Source organism: Vibrio sp. 2092 (assembly GCF_033339635.1).
Classification (GTDB): domain Bacteria; phylum Pseudomonadota; class Gammaproteobacteria; order Enterobacterales; family Vibrionaceae; genus Vibrio; species Vibrio alginolyticus.
Genome location: NZ_JAWOUY010000035.1, coordinates 1 through 16,213 on the forward strand (window position 1 = coordinate 1; position 16,213 = coordinate 16,213).

Annotated in this window: 12 protein-coding genes and 1 pseudogene; 11 read left to right on the top strand and 2 right to left on the bottom strand. The window is 45.5% G+C overall.

Annotated features, from left to right (window positions below; translation table 11 throughout):
• The 9 genes and pseudogenes from tuf to rpoC form a co-directional block, all read left to right on the top strand.
• Window positions 1–132 (top strand): annotated as a pseudogene (gene tuf / locus R7P80_RS28915) (elongation factor Tu); the annotation flags it as partial.
• 266 nt (window positions 133–398) lie between these two features.
• A complete protein-coding gene (gene secE, locus R7P80_RS28920) occupies window positions 399–779 on the top strand; it encodes a preprotein translocase subunit SecE (RefSeq protein ID WP_005384680.1) in 381 nt (126 codons plus the stop codon).
• A 13-nt stretch (window positions 780–792) separates the two neighbouring features.
• On the top strand, window positions 793–1,341 hold the full coding sequence (gene nusG, locus R7P80_RS28925) for a transcription termination/antitermination protein NusG (protein WP_005384681.1): 549 nt from the start codon (window positions 793–795) through the stop codon (window positions 1,339–1,341).
• A gap of 164 nt (window positions 1,342–1,505) precedes the next feature.
• A complete protein-coding gene (gene rplK, locus R7P80_RS28930; protein ID WP_005384682.1) occupies window positions 1,506–1,934 on the top strand; it encodes a 50S ribosomal protein L11 in 429 nt (142 codons plus the stop codon).
• Window positions 1,935–1,938: 4 nt separating this feature from the next.
• On the top strand, window positions 1,939–2,640 hold the full coding sequence (rplA, locus tag R7P80_RS28935) for a 50S ribosomal protein L1 (protein ID WP_005384683.1): 702 nt from the start codon (window positions 1,939–1,941) through the stop codon (window positions 2,638–2,640).
• A 293-nt stretch (window positions 2,641–2,933) separates the two neighbouring features.
• Window positions 2,934–3,428, top strand: a complete 495-nt coding sequence (gene rplJ, locus R7P80_RS28940) for a 50S ribosomal protein L10 (protein WP_005382538.1) — start codon at window positions 2,934–2,936, stop codon at window positions 3,426–3,428.
• 57 nt (window positions 3,429–3,485) lie between these two features.
• A complete protein-coding gene (gene rplL, locus R7P80_RS28945; RefSeq protein WP_005382540.1) occupies window positions 3,486–3,854 on the top strand; it encodes a 50S ribosomal protein L7/L12 in 369 nt (122 codons plus the stop codon).
• Between the two features lie 252 nt (window positions 3,855–4,106).
• Window positions 4,107–8,135, top strand: a complete 4,029-nt coding sequence (gene rpoB / locus R7P80_RS28950) for a DNA-directed RNA polymerase subunit beta (RefSeq protein ID WP_005384685.1) — start codon at window positions 4,107–4,109, stop codon at window positions 8,133–8,135.
• A gap of 104 nt (window positions 8,136–8,239) precedes the next feature.
• Window positions 8,240–12,442, top strand: a complete 4,203-nt coding sequence (gene rpoC, locus R7P80_RS28955) for a DNA-directed RNA polymerase subunit beta' (RefSeq protein ID WP_005382514.1) — start codon at window positions 8,240–8,242, stop codon at window positions 12,440–12,442.
• A 173-nt stretch (window positions 12,443–12,615) separates the two neighbouring features.
• Here the strand turns inward: rpoC and R7P80_RS28960 are convergent, their stop codons facing one another.
• On the bottom strand, window positions 12,616–13,107 hold the full coding sequence (locus tag R7P80_RS28960) for an Rsd/AlgQ family anti-sigma factor (RefSeq protein ID WP_005382515.1): 492 nt from the start codon (window positions 13,105–13,107) through the stop codon (window positions 12,616–12,618).
• Window positions 13,108–13,284: 177 nt separating this feature from the next.
• Between R7P80_RS28960 and nudC the strand changes: the two genes are divergently transcribed.
• Entirely contained in the window at window positions 13,285–14,082 is a 798-nt protein-coding gene (nudC, locus tag R7P80_RS28965) for an NAD(+) diphosphatase (protein ID WP_005382516.1), read from the top strand.
• 247 nt (window positions 14,083–14,329) lie between these two features.
• Window positions 14,330–15,397, top strand: coding sequence for a uroporphyrinogen decarboxylase (gene hemE / locus R7P80_RS28970; RefSeq protein WP_005397282.1), 1,068 nt, complete (start codon window positions 14,330–14,332; stop codon window positions 15,395–15,397).
• 241 nt (window positions 15,398–15,638) lie between these two features.
• On the opposite strand, the gene R7P80_RS28975 is transcribed toward hemE, so the two are convergent.
• Window positions 15,639–16,211, bottom strand: coding sequence for a uracil-DNA glycosylase family protein (locus R7P80_RS28975; RefSeq protein ID WP_017633934.1), 573 nt, complete (start codon window positions 16,209–16,211; stop codon window positions 15,639–15,641).
• Window positions 16,212–16,213 lie beyond the last annotated feature (2 nt).

Genomic DNA, 16,213 nt, shown 5'->3' on the forward strand with positions numbered 1-16,213 from the left:
ATGCCAGGCGACAACGTACAGATGACTGTAGAGCTAATCGCACCAATCGCAATGGACGAAGGTCTACGTTTCGCGATTCGTGAAGGTGGCCGTACAGTAGGTGCTGGTGTTGTTGCTAAGATCTTCGACTAATTCATAGCGAATTAGCGATGCTTTCGGAAAATCTTGAATTAGATTTGACGAACCAGTAGCAAAAAGGGCATCATTTGATGCCCTTTTTCTGCACTCAACATTATTTTTGCTGTTTTCTTGTTCAGAAGTGGGTTGGGCGCAGAGCAAGATTAAGCAAAGAGGCTTAATCTTAAGAAGAGTACGCTGATTTTTTCAGCGATATGGAGTTTGCCCTGCAACAGCGGGGTTGTTGTCGTCTATATTAAGACTTGTAACAGGTTGGTTTTATGAAAGCAAATAATGCTGAAACTCCTGATAGCTCAAACGCAGCAGATACGTTTAAGTGGGTAGCCGCTTTCGTATTGGCAGCTGCCGCTGTTGTGGGTAATTACCTGTATGGTGAAATGTCTGTAGTGGTTCGTGCTGCAGGCGTTGTTGTTCTTATTGCAGCTGCCTTAGGCGTTGCAGCAACAACGACTAAAGGTAAAGCAGCGATCAGTTTTGCAAAAGAATCTCGTATGGAAGTACGTAAAGTTGTTTGGCCTACTCGCCAAGAAACCATGCAAACAACACTGATCGTTTTAGCTGTAAGTATTGTAATGGCTCTAGTGCTATGGGGTATTGACGGAATTATGGTTCGTCTAGTAGCTCTAGCAACTGGGGTATAGAGGGTTTTTATTCATGAGTGAAGCTCCAAAAAAACGCTGGTATGTGGTTCAAGCCTTCTCTGGATTTGAAGGTCGTGTAGCTCAATCTCTGCGCGAGCATATCAAAATGCACGGCATGGAAGAGCTATTCGGTGAAGTACTGGTTCCTACTGAAGAAGTAGTGGAAATGCGCGCGGGTCAGCGTCGCAAATCTGAGCGTAAGTTCTTCCCAGGTTACGTCCTTGTTCAGATGATTATGAACGATGAATCATGGCACCTAGTACGCAGTGTGCCGCGTGTCATGGGCTTCATTGGTGGTACCTCAGACCGTCCGGCACCTATCACGGATAAAGAGGCTGACGCGATTCTTAATCGTCTTGAGAAAGCGAGTGAAGCGCCTCGTCCGCGTACAATGTACGAAGCGGGTGAAGTGGTACGTGTTAACGAAGGTCCATTTGCTGACTTCAACGGTACTGTTGAAGAAGTGGATTACGAGAAGAGCCGCCTGAAAGTGTCTGTATCGATCTTTGGTCGTGCGACACCAGTTGAGCTTGAATTTGGTCAGGTTGAAAAGCTGGACTAAGACTCTTCGTTAAAGAGTATAAAAAATCACCTTTTTAGGGTTGTATAAGGCGCGGATTATGACTATAATTTCGCGCCTTTTTACTTCAAGTGAAGTAAAAAGTTTCTTACACAAACGGGGAGCTGATCCGCGATTAGCGTTTGTACCCAAACTTAGGAATTATCATGGCTAAGAAAGTTGAAGCTTACATCAAGCTACAAGTTGCTGCTGGTATGGCTAACCCTAGTCCACCAGTAGGTCCTGCACTAGGTCAACACGGTGTGAACATCATGGAATTCTGTAAAGCGTTCAACGCAAAAACAGAATCTATTGAGAAAGGTCTACCAACTCCAGTAGTTATCACAGTATACAGCGACCGTTCTTTCACGTTCGTAACTAAGACTCCACCTGCTGCTGTTCTTCTTAAGAAAGCTGCTGGCGTTAAGTCTGGTTCAGGTCGTCCAAACACTGAAAAAGTTGGTACTGTAACTGACGCTCAAATCCAAGAAATCGCAGAAACTAAAGCTGCTGATATGACTGGTGCTGACATCGAAGCGATGAAGCGTTCTATCGCTGGTACTGCTCGTTCAATGGGCCTAGTGGTAGAGGGTTAATAAGATGGCAAAACTAACTAAGCGCATGCGCGTAATCCGCGAAAAAGTTGACGTAACTAAAGAATACGAAATCAACGAAGCTGTTGCTCTTCTTCAAGAACTAGCGACTGCTAAATTCGTTGAGTCTGTAGACGTTGCTGTTAACCTAGGCATTGATGCTCGTAAATCTGACCAGAACGTACGTGGTGCAACTGTACTACCTCACGGTACTGGCCGCGAAATCCGCGTTGCAGTGTTCACTCAAGGTGCTAACGCTGAAGCAGCTAAAGAAGCTGGCGCAGACATCGTAGGTATGGAAGATCTTGCTGAGCAAGTTAAGAAAGGCGAAATGAACTTTGACGTAGTTGTTGCTTCTCCAGATGCAATGCGCGTTGTAGGTCAACTAGGTACTATCCTAGGTCCTCGCGGTCTTATGCCAAACCCTAAAGTTGGTACTGTAACTCCTAACGTTGCTGAAGCAGTTAAAAACGCTAAAGCTGGTCAGGTTCGTTACCGTAACGACAAAAACGGCATCATCCACACTACTATCGGTAAAGCAAACTTCTCTGCTGAGCAGATCAAAGAGAACCTAGAAGCACTTCTAGTTGCTCTGAAGAAAGCTAAGCCATCTTCAGCGAAAGGTACTTTCCTGAAGAAAGTAAGCATCTCTACTACTATGGGTGCTGGTGTTGCTGTTGATCAGGCTAGCCTGAACACTCAAGCATAATTTATTTGCTTAGGCGCAAAATTAGTGTATAATTTTGCGCCTAATATTTGTGGTTGGGGCTGAACTTTGGTTCTTTGAACTGTCTCCTAGTTCGAAATGAATTAAGACCCAGTCTCCGTCCAAGACCGTAGGTGTTTGTGTAAAAGCAAACTTAATTATCCTACGTAGATGGTGCCCGAACTGACAGAAAGCTCTATGTAATATAGTTAACTTTCTTCTGGGGAAGCACCTCAATAGCTCTCACTGTCGTGATGATAGTGAGTGGTGTAACGACAACCAGGAGTAAATCCAAGATGGCTTTAAACCTTCAAGACAAAAAAGCAATTGTTGCTGAAGTCAACGAAGCTGCCAGTGGTGCACTTTCTGCAGTTGTAGCTGATTCTCGTGGCGTTCAAGTTGGCGCGATGACTTCTCTACGTAAACAAGCTCGTGAAGCTGGCGTTTACATGAGAGTTGTTCGTAACACTCTTGCTCGTCGTGCGGTTGAAGGTACTGAGTACGAGTGTCTAACTGACACTTTCACTGGTCCTACTCTAATCGCATTCTCTAATGAGCACCCAGGTGCTGCAGCGCGTCTTTTCAAAGACTTCGCTAAAGAGAACAAAGATTTCGAGATCAAAGCTGCTGCATTTGAAGGCGCTTTAACTGACGCTGAAGTACTAGCAACACTACCAACTTACGACGAAGCAATCGCACGCCTAATGATGTGCATGAAAGAAGCTTCGGCTGGCAAGCTGGCGCGTACTATCGCAGCTATCCGCGATCAAAAACAAGAAGCAGCGGCATAAGCCTTGCTTTTTACTGGTTGCTTAATAAACTTATTGTTGACTTAAAAGAGAATTGTTATGTCTATTACTAACGAGCAAATCCTAGACGCAGTTGCAGAAATGTCTGTAATGCAAGTTGTTGAACTAATCGAAGCAATGGAAGAGAAATTCGGTGTTTCTGCTGCTGCTGCTGTTGTAGCTGGCGGCGCTGCTGCAGGCGAAGCTGCTGCTGAGCAAACTGAATTCGACGTAATCCTAGAAGCTGCTGGCGGTAACAAAGTTGCTGTAATCAAAGCAGTACGTGGCGCAACTGGCCTAGGTCTTAAAGAAGCTAAAGCTCTAGTAGACGGCGCTCCAGCACCTCTTAAAGAAGGTGTTGAGAAAGCAGAAGCTGAAGCTCTTAAAGCTCAGCTAGAAGAAGCTGGTGCAACTGTTGCTGTTAAGTAATTATTGCATAGTTTCTTAGCCTAACGGCTAATTGGCTGGTGGTTTTTTAACCACCGGCCTTTTTGCGCTGTAGGGTATAGGCGAATTTTCCCGCTGTTTAAGCGCCTGATATCCATGCAAAAAACATTTCATTCTTACGAAATGAAATGTCACTACAGTAAACAGCTATATTAGTCACTGTCCCTTACCCCCCTTAAGTAACTAGGAGCGGGCGGACAGTTTGGGTCACTTATCAGCGAGCTGAGGAACCCCATGGTTTACTCTTATACCGAGAAAAAGCGCATCCGTAAGGACTTTGGTACTCGTCCACAAGTTTTGGACATTCCATACCTGCTATCGATCCAGCTCGATTCGTTCGACAAATTTATCGAACAGGATCCTGAAGGTCAATACGGTCTTGAAGCCGCTTTCCGTTCTGTATTCCCGATTCAGAGCTACAACGGCAATTCTGAGCTGCAATACGTTAGCTACCGTCTTGGTGAGCCAGTTTTTGACGTTAAAGAATGTCAAATCCGCGGTGTAACTTACTCAAAGCCACTACGTGTAAAACTACGCCTAGTTATCTTTGATAAAGACGCGCCAGCAGGTACTGTAAAAGACATTAAAGAACAAGAAGTCTACATGGGTGAAATTCCACTCATGACAGACAATGGTACCTTCGTAATCAACGGTACCGAGAGGGTTATCGTATCCCAGCTGCACCGAAGCCCAGGCGTGTTCTTCGACAGCGATAAGGGTAAGACCCACTCTTCAGGTAAAGTTTTATACAACGCACGTGTTATTCCTTACCGTGGTTCATGGCTTGATTTCGAGTTTGATCCTAAGGATAACTTATACGTTCGTATCGACCGCCGTCGTAAGCTACCAGCATCGATCATCCTTCGAGCACTAGGTAAGTCGACAGAAGAAATCCTAGATATCTTCTTCGAGAAAGTGAACTTCGAAGTGAAAGACCAAACTCTATTGATGGAGTTGGTTCCGGATCGTCTACGTGGTGAAACTGCGTCATTCGACATCGAAGCAAATGGTAAAGTTTACGTTGAGCAAGGTCGTCGCGTAACAGCTCGTCATATCCGCCAACTAGAAAAAGATGGTGTTGATCACATCGAAGTACCAGTTGAGTACATCGTAGGTAAAGTTGCATCAAAAGATTATATCAATGAAGCAACAGGCGAGATCATTGTTAACGCTAACCAGGAAATCAGCCTGGAAGCACTAGCGAACCTATCTCAGGCTGGCCACAAAGCGCTAGAAGTTCTATTCACGAACGATCTAGACCATGGTCCATTCATGTCAGAAACACTACGTATCGACAGCACGGTTGATCGTATTTCTGCATTGGTAGAAATCTACCGCATGATGCGCCCTGGTGAGCCGCCAACAAAAGAAGCTGCAGAAGCTCTATTCGAAAGCCTATTCTTCTCTGAAGAGCGTTACGATCTATCGACTGTTGGTCGTATGAAGTTCAACAGCTCTATCGGCCGTGAAGATGCTCAAGAGCAAGGCACACTTGATGAAACTGATATCATCGAAGTGATGAAGAAGCTGATCGCGATCCGTAACGGTAAGGGCGAAGTGGACGATATCGACCACCTAGGCAACCGTCGTATCCGTTCTGTAGGCGAAATGGCTGAGAACCAGTTCCGTGTAGGTCTAGTACGTGTTGAGCGTGCAGTTAAAGAGCGTCTAAGCCTAGGCGATCTTGACGCAATCATGCCTCAAGACTTGATCAACGCGAAGCCAATTTCTGCGGCAGTTAAAGAATTCTTTGGCTCTTCACAGCTTTCACAGTTCATGGACCAAAACAACCCGCTATCAGAAGTAACGCACAAGCGTCGTATTTCTGCATTGGGTCCTGGCGGTCTAACTCGTGAACGTGCTGGCTTCGAAGTACGTGACGTACACGTAACTCACTACGGTCGTCTATGTCCTATCGAAACGCCTGAAGGTCCAAACATCGGTCTGATCAACTCTCTATCTGCGTTTGCGCGTTGTAACGAGTACGGTTTCCTAGAGACACCATACCGTCGCGTTGTAGATGGCGTAGTAACAGACGAAGTAGATTACCTATCTGCAATCGAAGAAGGCCAATTCGTTATCGCACAGGCGAACGCTAAGCTAAACGAAGATGGTACTTTTGCAGATGAGTTGATCACAGCTCGTCAGAAAGGTGAATCTGGTCTACACCCTCGTGAGCACGCTCAGTACATGGACGTTGCGACAAACCAGGTTGTATCTATCGCTGCATCGCTTATCCCGTTCCTAGAACACGATGATGCGAACCGTGCATTGATGGGTGCGAACATGCAACGTCAGGCAGTTCCAACACTGAAAGCTGACAAACCGCTTGTTGGTACTGGTATTGAACGTAACGTAGCCGTTGACTCAGGTGTAACTGCAGTTGCTAAACGTGGTGGTGTAATCCAGTCAGTAGATGCTTCTCGTATCGTTGTTAAAGTTAACGAAGAAGAGCTAGTACCAGGTGAAGCTGGTATCGACATCTACAACCTGACTAAATACACACGTTCTAACCAGAACACATGTATTAACCAGCGCCCATGTGTGATGCCAGGTGAGCCTGTATCACGCGGTGACGTTCTTGCTGATGGTCCTTCAACAGACCTTGGTGAACTAGCGCTTGGTCAAAACATGCGTATCGCGTTCATGCCTTGGAACGGTTACAACTTCGAAGACTCGATCTTAGTATCTGAGCGCGTAGTTCAAGAAGACCGTTTCACGACTATCCACATCCAAGAACTGACTTGTGTGGCGCGTGATACTAAGCTTGGTTCTGAAGAGATCACAGCGGATATTCCAAACGTAGGTGAGTCTGCTCTGTCTAAACTAGACGAGTCAGGTATCGTTTACATCGGTGCTGAAGTTAAGGGTGGCGACATCCTAGTTGGTAAAGTTACACCTAAAGGTGAAACTCAGCTAACGCCTGAAGAGAAGCTACTACGTGCAATCTTCGGTGAAAAAGCATCTGACGTTAAAGATACTTCACTACGTGTACCTAACTCTGTATCAGGTACGATCATCGACGTTCAAGTCTTTACTCGCGATGGCGTAGAGAAAGACAAGCGTGCGCTTGAAATCGAACAGATGCAGCTTAAAGAAGCGAAGAAAGACCTAACTGAAGAATTCCAGATTCTTGAGGGCGGCCTTCTAAACCGTGTTAAAGCTGTATTGATTGAAGGCGGTTACTCTGAAGCGAAACTAGACACAACTGATCGTAAGAAGTGGCTAGAACTAACGCTAGAAGATGACGCACTACAAACTCAGCTTGAGCAACTTGCTGAGCAGTGGGATGAGCTAAAAGCCGACTTCGATAAGAAGTTCGAAACTAAGCGTCGTAAGATCACTCAAGGTGATGATTTAGCACCTGGTGTACTGAAGATCGTTAAGGTTTACCTAGCGGTTAAACGTCGCATTCAGCCTGGTGATAAGATGGCGGGTCGTCACGGTAACAAGGGTGTAATCTCTAAGATCAACCCTGTTGAAGACATGCCATACGATGAGAAAGGTCAGCCTGTAGACATCGTACTTAACCCACTGGGTGTACCTTCGCGTATGAACATCGGTCAGATCCTAGAAGTACACTTAGGTCTGGCAGCGAAAGGTATCGGTGACAAGATCAACCAGATGGTTAAAGAGCAGCAAGAACTAGCGAAATTCCGCGAGTTCCTACAAAAAGTTTACGATCTAGGCGACACTCGCCAGAAAGTAGACATTGCTTCTCTATCTGATGATGAAGTACGTACTCTGATCAAGAACTTGCGTGGCGGTCTACCAATCGCGACTCCTGTATTTGATGGCGCTCCAGAAGAGTCAATCAAAGCACTTCTTGAGCTAGCAGATCTACCAACATCAGGTCAGTTAACACTGTTTGATGGTCGCACAGGTGATGCGTTTGAGCGTCCTGTAACTGTTGGTTACATGTACATGCTGAAACTGAACCACCTTGTTGATGACAAGATGCACGCTCGTTCAACTGGTTCGTACAGCCTAGTAACTCAGCAGCCACTAGGTGGTAAAGCTCAGTTCGGTGGTCAGCGTTTCGGTGAGATGGAAGTATGGGCACTAGAAGCATACGGTGCTGCTTACACGCTACAAGAAATGCTAACGGTTAAGTCGGATGACGTTAACGGCCGTACTAAGATGTACAAGAACATCGTAGACGGTAACCACAGCATGGAACCTGGCATGCCAGAATCGTTCAACGTACTGTTGAAAGAGATCCGCTCGCTAGGTATCAACATCGAGCTAGAAGACGAAGAGTAATCCTTTTCTCTCTTGATGAAAGTCGAGAGAATCAAAGCGATTATTTGGAAGAAGGTGCTCACTTTAGCAAGTGAGCTCCTTTTAACTCCTTACAGGAGCTGATTGTGAAAGACTTATTAAACTTTCTAAAAGCACAGCATAAGACCGAAGAATTTGATGCAATCAAAATCGGTCTATCTTCACCAGACATGATCCGTTCATGGTCTTTCGGTGAAGTTAAAAAACCTGAAACGATCAACTATCGTACGTTCAAACCTGAACGCGATGGTCTGTTCTGTGCGCGTATCTTTGGTCCAGTTAAAGACTACGAATGTCTTTGTGGTAAGTACAAGCGCCTGAAGCACCGTGGTGTTATCTGTGAGAAGTGTGGTGTAGAAGTTACACAAACTAAAGTTCGTCGTGACCGTATGGGCCACATTGAACTGGCTTCACCAGTAGCTCACATCTGGTTCCTAAAATCGCTACCGTCTCGTATCGGTCTACTAATGGATATCCCTCTACGTGATATCGAACGCGTTCTGTACTTCGAAATGTACGTAGTAACAGAGCCTGGTATGACTGATCTAGAAAAAGGTCAGATGCTTACTGAAGAAGAGTATCTAGATCGTCTAGAAGAGTGGGGCGACGAGTTCACTGCTAAGATGGGTGCGGAAGCTATCAAGGACCTACTAGGTTCTATGGATATGCACGCTGAAGCAGAACAAATGCGTGAAGAGTTAGAGACAACAAACTCTGAAACTAAGCGTAAGAAAGTAACTAAGCGTCTTAAGCTGGTAGAAGCGTTCATCGCATCGGGTAACAACCCTGAGTGGATGATCCTAACTGTACTTCCAGTACTTCCGCCAGATCTACGTCCTCTAGTACCTCTAGATGGCGGTCGCTTTGCGACTTCTGATCTTAACGATCTATACCGTCGTGTGATCAACCGTAACAACCGTTTGAAGCGTCTTCTAGAGCTAGCTGCTCCGGACATCATCGTACGTAACGAAAAACGTATGCTGCAAGAGTCTGTTGATGCGCTACTAGATAACGGTCGTCGTGGTCGTGCGATCACAGGTTCTAACAAGCGTCCTCTGAAATCTCTTGCTGATATGATCAAGGGTAAACAAGGTCGTTTCCGTCAGAACCTTCTAGGTAAACGTGTAGACTACTCTGGCCGTTCTGTAATCACAGTAGGTCCATACCTTCGTCTACACCAGTGTGGTCTTCCTAAGAAGATGGCACTTGAGCTATTCAAACCATTTATCTACAGCAAGCTAGAGACTCGTGGTCTTGCGACTACAATCAAAGCTGCTAAGAAAATGGTAGAGCGTGAAGAAGCGGTCGTTTGGGATATCCTAGACGAAGTAATCCGTGAACACCCAGTACTATTGAACCGTGCACCGACACTTCACCGTCTAGGTATCCAGGCGTTCGAACCAGTACTGATCGAAGGTAAAGCGATTCAGCTACACCCACTTGTTTGTGCAGCGTACAACGCGGACTTCGATGGTGACCAAATGGCGGTTCACGTACCTCTAACTCTAGAGGCACAGCTTGAAGCTCGTACTCTGATGATGTCGACAAACAACATTCTGTCGCCAGCGTCAGGTGATCCGATCATCGTACCTTCTCAGGACGTTGTATTGGGTCTGTACTACATGACTCGTGAAAAGATCAACGTGAAAGGTGAAGGCATGTACCTTTCTGGCCCAGAAGAGGCTGAGAAAGCATACCGCACTAAACAAGCTGAGCTTCACGCACGCGTTAAAGTACGTATTACAGAAACTGTTGTAGACGAAGATGGCAACAGCACTACAGAAACCAAGATGGTAGACACCACTGTTGGTCGTGCAATGCTATGGCAAATCGTGCCAGCTGGTCTACCGTACAGCATCGTTAACCAAAAGCTAGGTAAGAAGCAAATCTCTAACCTACTTAACGAGGCGTACCGTAAACTAGGTCTGAAAGACACAGTAATCTTCGCTGACCAAATCATGTACACAGGTTTCGCATACGCGGCACTTTCTGGTGTATCTGTTGGTATCGACGATATGGTTGTACCTGCAGCTAAGTACACTGAAATCGCAGAAGCGGAAGAAGAAGTACGTGAAATCCAGGAACAGTACCAATCAGGTCTTGTTACTGCGGGCGAACGCTACAACAAAGTTATCGATATCTGGGCATCGACCAACGACCGTGTTGCGAAAGCAATGATGGAAAACCTTTCATCTGAAACGGTAGTTAACCGTGACGGTGAAGAGGAACAGCAAGAGTCATTCAACAGCATCTATATGATGGCGGACTCGGGCGCTCGTGGTTCTGCAGCACAGATTCGTCAGCTTGCGGGTATGCGTGGTCTGATGGCGCGTCCAGATGGTTCAATCATCGAAACGCCGATCACAGCGAACTTTAAAGAAGGTCTAAACGTACTTCAGTACTTTATCTCAACGCACGGTGCTCGTAAGGGTCTTGCGGATACGGCACTGAAAACAGCGAACTCGGGTTACCTAACTCGTCGTCTAGTAGACGTTGCTCAAGACGTTGTTGTAACTGAACATGACTGTGGCACTCACGAAGGTGTCGACATGATGCCTCACATCGAGGGTGGTGATGTTAAAGTTGCACTTTCTGAGCTTGCTCTTGGTCGTGTTGTTGCTGAAGACGTACTAAAACCTGGCACTGAAGACGTTCTTATTCCACGTAACACCCTGATCGATGAGAAGTGGTGTCAAATCATGGAAGAGAACTCAGTAGACAGCATGAAAGTGCGCTCTGTAGTAACGTGTGATTCTGACTTCGGTTGTTGTGCACAATGTTACGGTCGTGACCTAGCACGTGGTCACCTAGTGAACCAAGGTGAAGCAGTGGGTGTTATTGCTGCTCAGTCTATCGGTGAGCCAGGTACACAGCTAACGATGCGTACGTTCCACATCGGTGGTGCGGCATCGACAGCAGCGGCAGAGAACAGTGTTCAAGTTAAGAACAACGGTTCTATCAAGCTACACAACGCTAAATCTGTATTGGCTGATGACGGTAAGATCGTTATCACTTCTCGTGCGACAGAGTTAACTATCGTTGATGAGTTTGGTCGTACTAAAGAGAAACACAAACTGCCTTACGGTACGCTACTAAGCAAAGGCGATGGTGATACAGTTCAAGCTGGCGAAACAGTTGCAAACTGGGAAGCGCACACACTACCTATCATTACTGAGGTAGCAGGTCGCATCCAGTTCGTAGATATGATCGACGGTGTAACAGTATCTCGTCAAACTGATGACCTAACTGGTCTATCTTCAAGCGAAGTAACTGACCCAGCAGCTCGCCCTTCAGCAGGTAAAGATATGCGTCCAGCTATCAAACTTGTTGACGAGCAAGGTAACGATGTAATGATCCCTGGTACTGATATGCCAGCTCACTACTTCCTACCTGGTAAAGCGATTGTGAACATCGAAGATGGCGCAGCAGTAGGTGTTGGTGCAACACTAGCACGTATTCCTCAGAAGTCTGGCGGTAACAAAGATATCACCGGTGGTCTTCCACGAGTTGCTGACCTATTTGAAGCACGTAAGCCGAAAGAGCCTGCAATCCTTGCTGAGCACACAGGTACTGTGAGCTTTGGTAAAGAGACGAAAGGTAAACGTCGCCTAGTGATCACACGTGAAAGCGGTGAAGCTTACGAAGAGATGATTCCTAAGCATCGTCAGTTGAACGTATTCGAAGGTGAAAAAGTTGAACGTGGTGATGTGATCGCAGATGGTCCAGAGTCTCCACATGACATCCTACGTCTACGTGGCGTACACGCGGTAACGCAGTACATTGCTAACGAAGTACAGGAAGTTTACCGTCTACAAGGCGTTAAGATTAACGATAAGCACATTGAAACTATCGTTCGTCAGATGCTACGTAAGTGTACTATTACTCACTCTGGTGACTCTGAGTTCCTACCTGGTGAACAGATTGAATACTCACAAGTTAAGATTGCTAACCGTAACCTAGAAGCTGAAGGCAAAGAGCCTGCACGTTTCGAACGTGAACTACTAGGTATTACTAAAGCATCTCTAGCGACTGAGTCGTTCATCTCTGCGGCATCGTTCCAGGAGACAACTCGCGTACTAACAGAAGCTGCGGTTTCTGGTAAGCGTGATGACCTACGTGGTCTGAAAGAGAACGTAATTGTTGGTCGTCTGATCCCAGCTGGTACTGGTTTCGCATACCACCAAGAGCGTCAAGCTAAACGTTCTGAAGCGCAAGATGGTCCTTCTGCTGAGCAAGCAACGGATAACCTAGCGGCACTTCTAAACGCTGGTTTCTCTTCTGAAGAGTAAGTCATATAACGAGTAATCGTTAAAGGCTTAAGAAAAAGGCACCTTCGGGTGCCTTTTTAGTTTTTTATACTGCTTTGTTCTTCCGGTGGGATTTTCGATAAAGCTAGAAACAAAAAAGACCGACGATGATCGTCAGTCTTTTCTCTCACTCTATTTCTAAATGTTTGCAAATACTAAGCCCCAGGTGGCATAGACAGGCTTTCTGCGATTTGCTGTATCAGATAGTCCTCGACTTCAAAGCGAGTCTCAAGAATTTCCCCAATGAGACACATATCAGAATCGAAATCATTTAATTCATCATCTTCAGTCACTTCTGAGTACTTATCGTTAAAGTTCAATAATGGTTCAGTCGTTAGAACAATTTGACCATAGGTTTGATTGATCTCATTAGTCACGACAAAGCCGGTTGCTTTCCAACGGTCCATAACCATGTCATAAATTTTAAAGTGGCCTTCGGAGATGTAATCAACGAGGTGCTGACAGAAATCCTGCAGTTCGGAAGGAGATGGGAGTTCAATAACATTGGTTTTCGAACAAGGTTGCAGCGCTGCAAGCTTACAATATTCAACAATCAGGGATTGTCGTGTCTCTAACCAGTGATCAATGACATCACTTGAGCCACCCCACTGGTCTTGTGTTTGTTTGAATTTTCTTAGCATGACCATGCCCTCATGATCTGATCGCCCATCGGCGAACGTATCCTTTGCAAAGCAAAGTTAGTAAAGTTATTACAAACTCTTGTCCTTACTAGAATTTAGAGTGCACATTTACTTAACGATAAACTCTAGTATGAAATTAGATTGCCAGTAAAATGAACGAACTTCAAGCAAAGGGATGGTGTAATGTTAAGAAAAGGTGATGTTAACCGCGCGATAAATGCATACTGGTGTGTTGTTGCAGGAAGTGAAATTTGGCTGGTGGATGGTGCTGTGCCCTTCGGGTCTGCAGAGCAGTTATCACTGCCAGTAACGAGTGCAAGACCCATTGGTGAGTATTCTGGTTCGCCCGTCATGTGGCTTAACTTGGCCGATTTAGAGCATGATCTACCTTTAGTATCCCTGCGTGACTGCCTGCATTTTCCTGAGCCATTATTTATGTTGTTAAGTAAAGCTGTGCAATATGGGCACATGACGCAAAGTTTGCGCTTTTGTCCACAGTGCGGAGGAAGAAACTTTCTTAATAATAACCAGTTAGCCATGCAGTGTGGTGAATGTCGCACCCTTCATTATCCTAGAATATTTCCGTGTATTATCGTTGCTGTACGTAAAGAAAATCAGATCTTATTAGCCCAACATCCAAGGCATCGAAATGGTATGTATACGGTTATTGCGGGTTTTCTAGAAGTCGGTGAGACATTAGAAGAGTGCGTGGCTCGAGAAATTCATGAAGAAACGGGAATTCTCGTTAAAAATATTCGTTACTTTGGCAGCCAGCCTTGGGCTTTCCCATCCAGTATGATGATGGGGTTTTTAGCTGATTATGAATCCGGAGAGTTAAGCCCAGACTACACTGAGCTGTCTGATGCACAATGGTTTGGTATCGACGAGATGCCGCCTGTTGCGCCTAAAGGAACGATTGCAAGAGCACTTATCGAACAAACGCTGAAAGATATAGACTCTAATTGTCTGATAAATAGATAAAAAAAACCCTCCGAGAGGGAGGGGGTAAGTAAGATGTCGTTATGAGATGCTGAGTACTAAGTACTCAGTTTATAATTGTAGTTTTCGCTAGCGAACAAATTTTTAACACTGATATCGATTGGGTGCAAATTAAGCATTGATTTAAAAGTTAATAACTTGATCCAGGTTGCAAAGCACACAGCTATTGGACTTAAATCAGTGATAGAATACCCCCTTTCACAGAAAGCCTAACAGTTGGAATTACGGAATGACTGAATTAAAAAATGATCGTTATCTGCGTGCGCTTTTAAAAGAGCCGGTAGATTACACGCCAGTATGGATGATGCGCCAGGCAGGTCGTTACCTACCAGAATACAAAGCGACTCGTGCAGAAGCGGGTGATTTCATGTCTTTGTGTCGAAATGCAGAATTAGCATCCGAAGTGACACTTCAACCATTACGCCGTTTTCCTCTTGATGCCGCGATCTTATTCTCGGACATCTTAACGATTCCAGATGCAATGGGGCTTGGTTTACGTTTTGCTGCGGGTGAAGGACCTGTTTTTGATAACCCAATTACATGCAAAGCCGACGTGGAAAAAATTGGTTTGCCAGATCCTGAAGGTGAACTGCAATACGTAATGAACGCAGTACGCCAGATCCGTAAAGACCTGAAGGGTGAAGTGCCGCTGATTGGTTTTTCTGGTAGTCCTTGGACTCTTGCGACGTATATGATCGAAGGTGGTAGCTCTAAAGCGTTTACCAAGATCAAGAAGATGATGTACGCGGAACCACAAACTCTGCACCTACTTCTAGATAAGCTGGCAGACAGCGTTATCGAGTACTTAAACGCGCAAATTAAAGCGGGTGCGCAATCGGTAATGGTATTTGACACATGGGGTGGCGTACTAACGCCTCGTGATTACAATCTGTTCTCACTGCAATACATGCACAAGATTGTAGATGGTCTGATTCGTGAAAACGACGGTCGTCGCGTGCCAGTCACACTGTTTACTAAGAATGGCGGCATGTGGCTTGAGCAAATCGCAGCTACGGGCTGTGATGCGGTTGGTCTAGACTGGACAATCAACATTGCTGACGCGAAAGCACGTATCGGTGATAAAGTGGCGCTGCAAGGTAATATGGACCCATCAATGCTTTACGCTTCACCAGAGCGCATCCGCGAAGAAGTAGCGGATATCCTAGAAGGATTTGGTGATACGGGGACTGGTCATGTGTTCAACCTAGGTCACGGTATCCACTTGGATGTACCGCCAGAAAACGCGGGCGTATTTGTGGATGCGGTACACGAGTTATCTAAGCCATACCACAAGTAAGTTAGATTTTTTTGAAATCAAATGCCGGCATTCAGTGCCGGTATTTTTTTGCCTAAAATTCAGTTTTTCTATCTGAGACTCAAGGCTGTACAGCTCTAGTAGTATTTGGCCTACTATGATCTAATTACTACTCTAGCTGTACACTAGATGTTAAAGTTTAATATAAACAAATACTTATGATTTCGGGTTTTATGTTCTAATTTTCTTGTACAGATAAGCAAGCAATTAGATCATAGGTAACCTAAAGCATCGAGTGAATGCGTTTTTTAAGGTATGGCACGACGTCAGATTCAAACCAAGGATTCTTCTTTAACCACAATGTATTGCGTGGAGATGGGTGAGGGAGCGGGATAAAGTCCGGTTCCCAATCTTGCCATTGCTGAACGGTTTGCGTGAGCGTCTTTGGTTTGTTGGTGAGATAGTACTGCTGCGAGTACTGACCAATTAGTAGAGTGAGCTCTATATTGGGCAGCTGCTCAAGAATCTTTTTATGCCAAGTGGGCGCACATTCTTTACGAGGCGGTAAATCACCAGAGTTCCCTTTGCCTGGATAACAGAATCCCATTGGGACAATGGCAATTTTATTTGGGTCGTAGAAAACGTCTTTGTCGATATCGAGCCATTGGCGTAATCGATCACCACTTGGGTCATTCCAAGGTATCGAGGTTTTGTGTACACGTGTGCCAGGGGCCTGACCGATGATTAGGATGCGTGCCCCTTTTGCGGCTTGTACGACAGGGTTTGCGCCCAAAGGTAAATTATCCGCGCATATCTGGCAGGCCCTCACTTGTTGCAATAGCTCGTCTAACGACATTC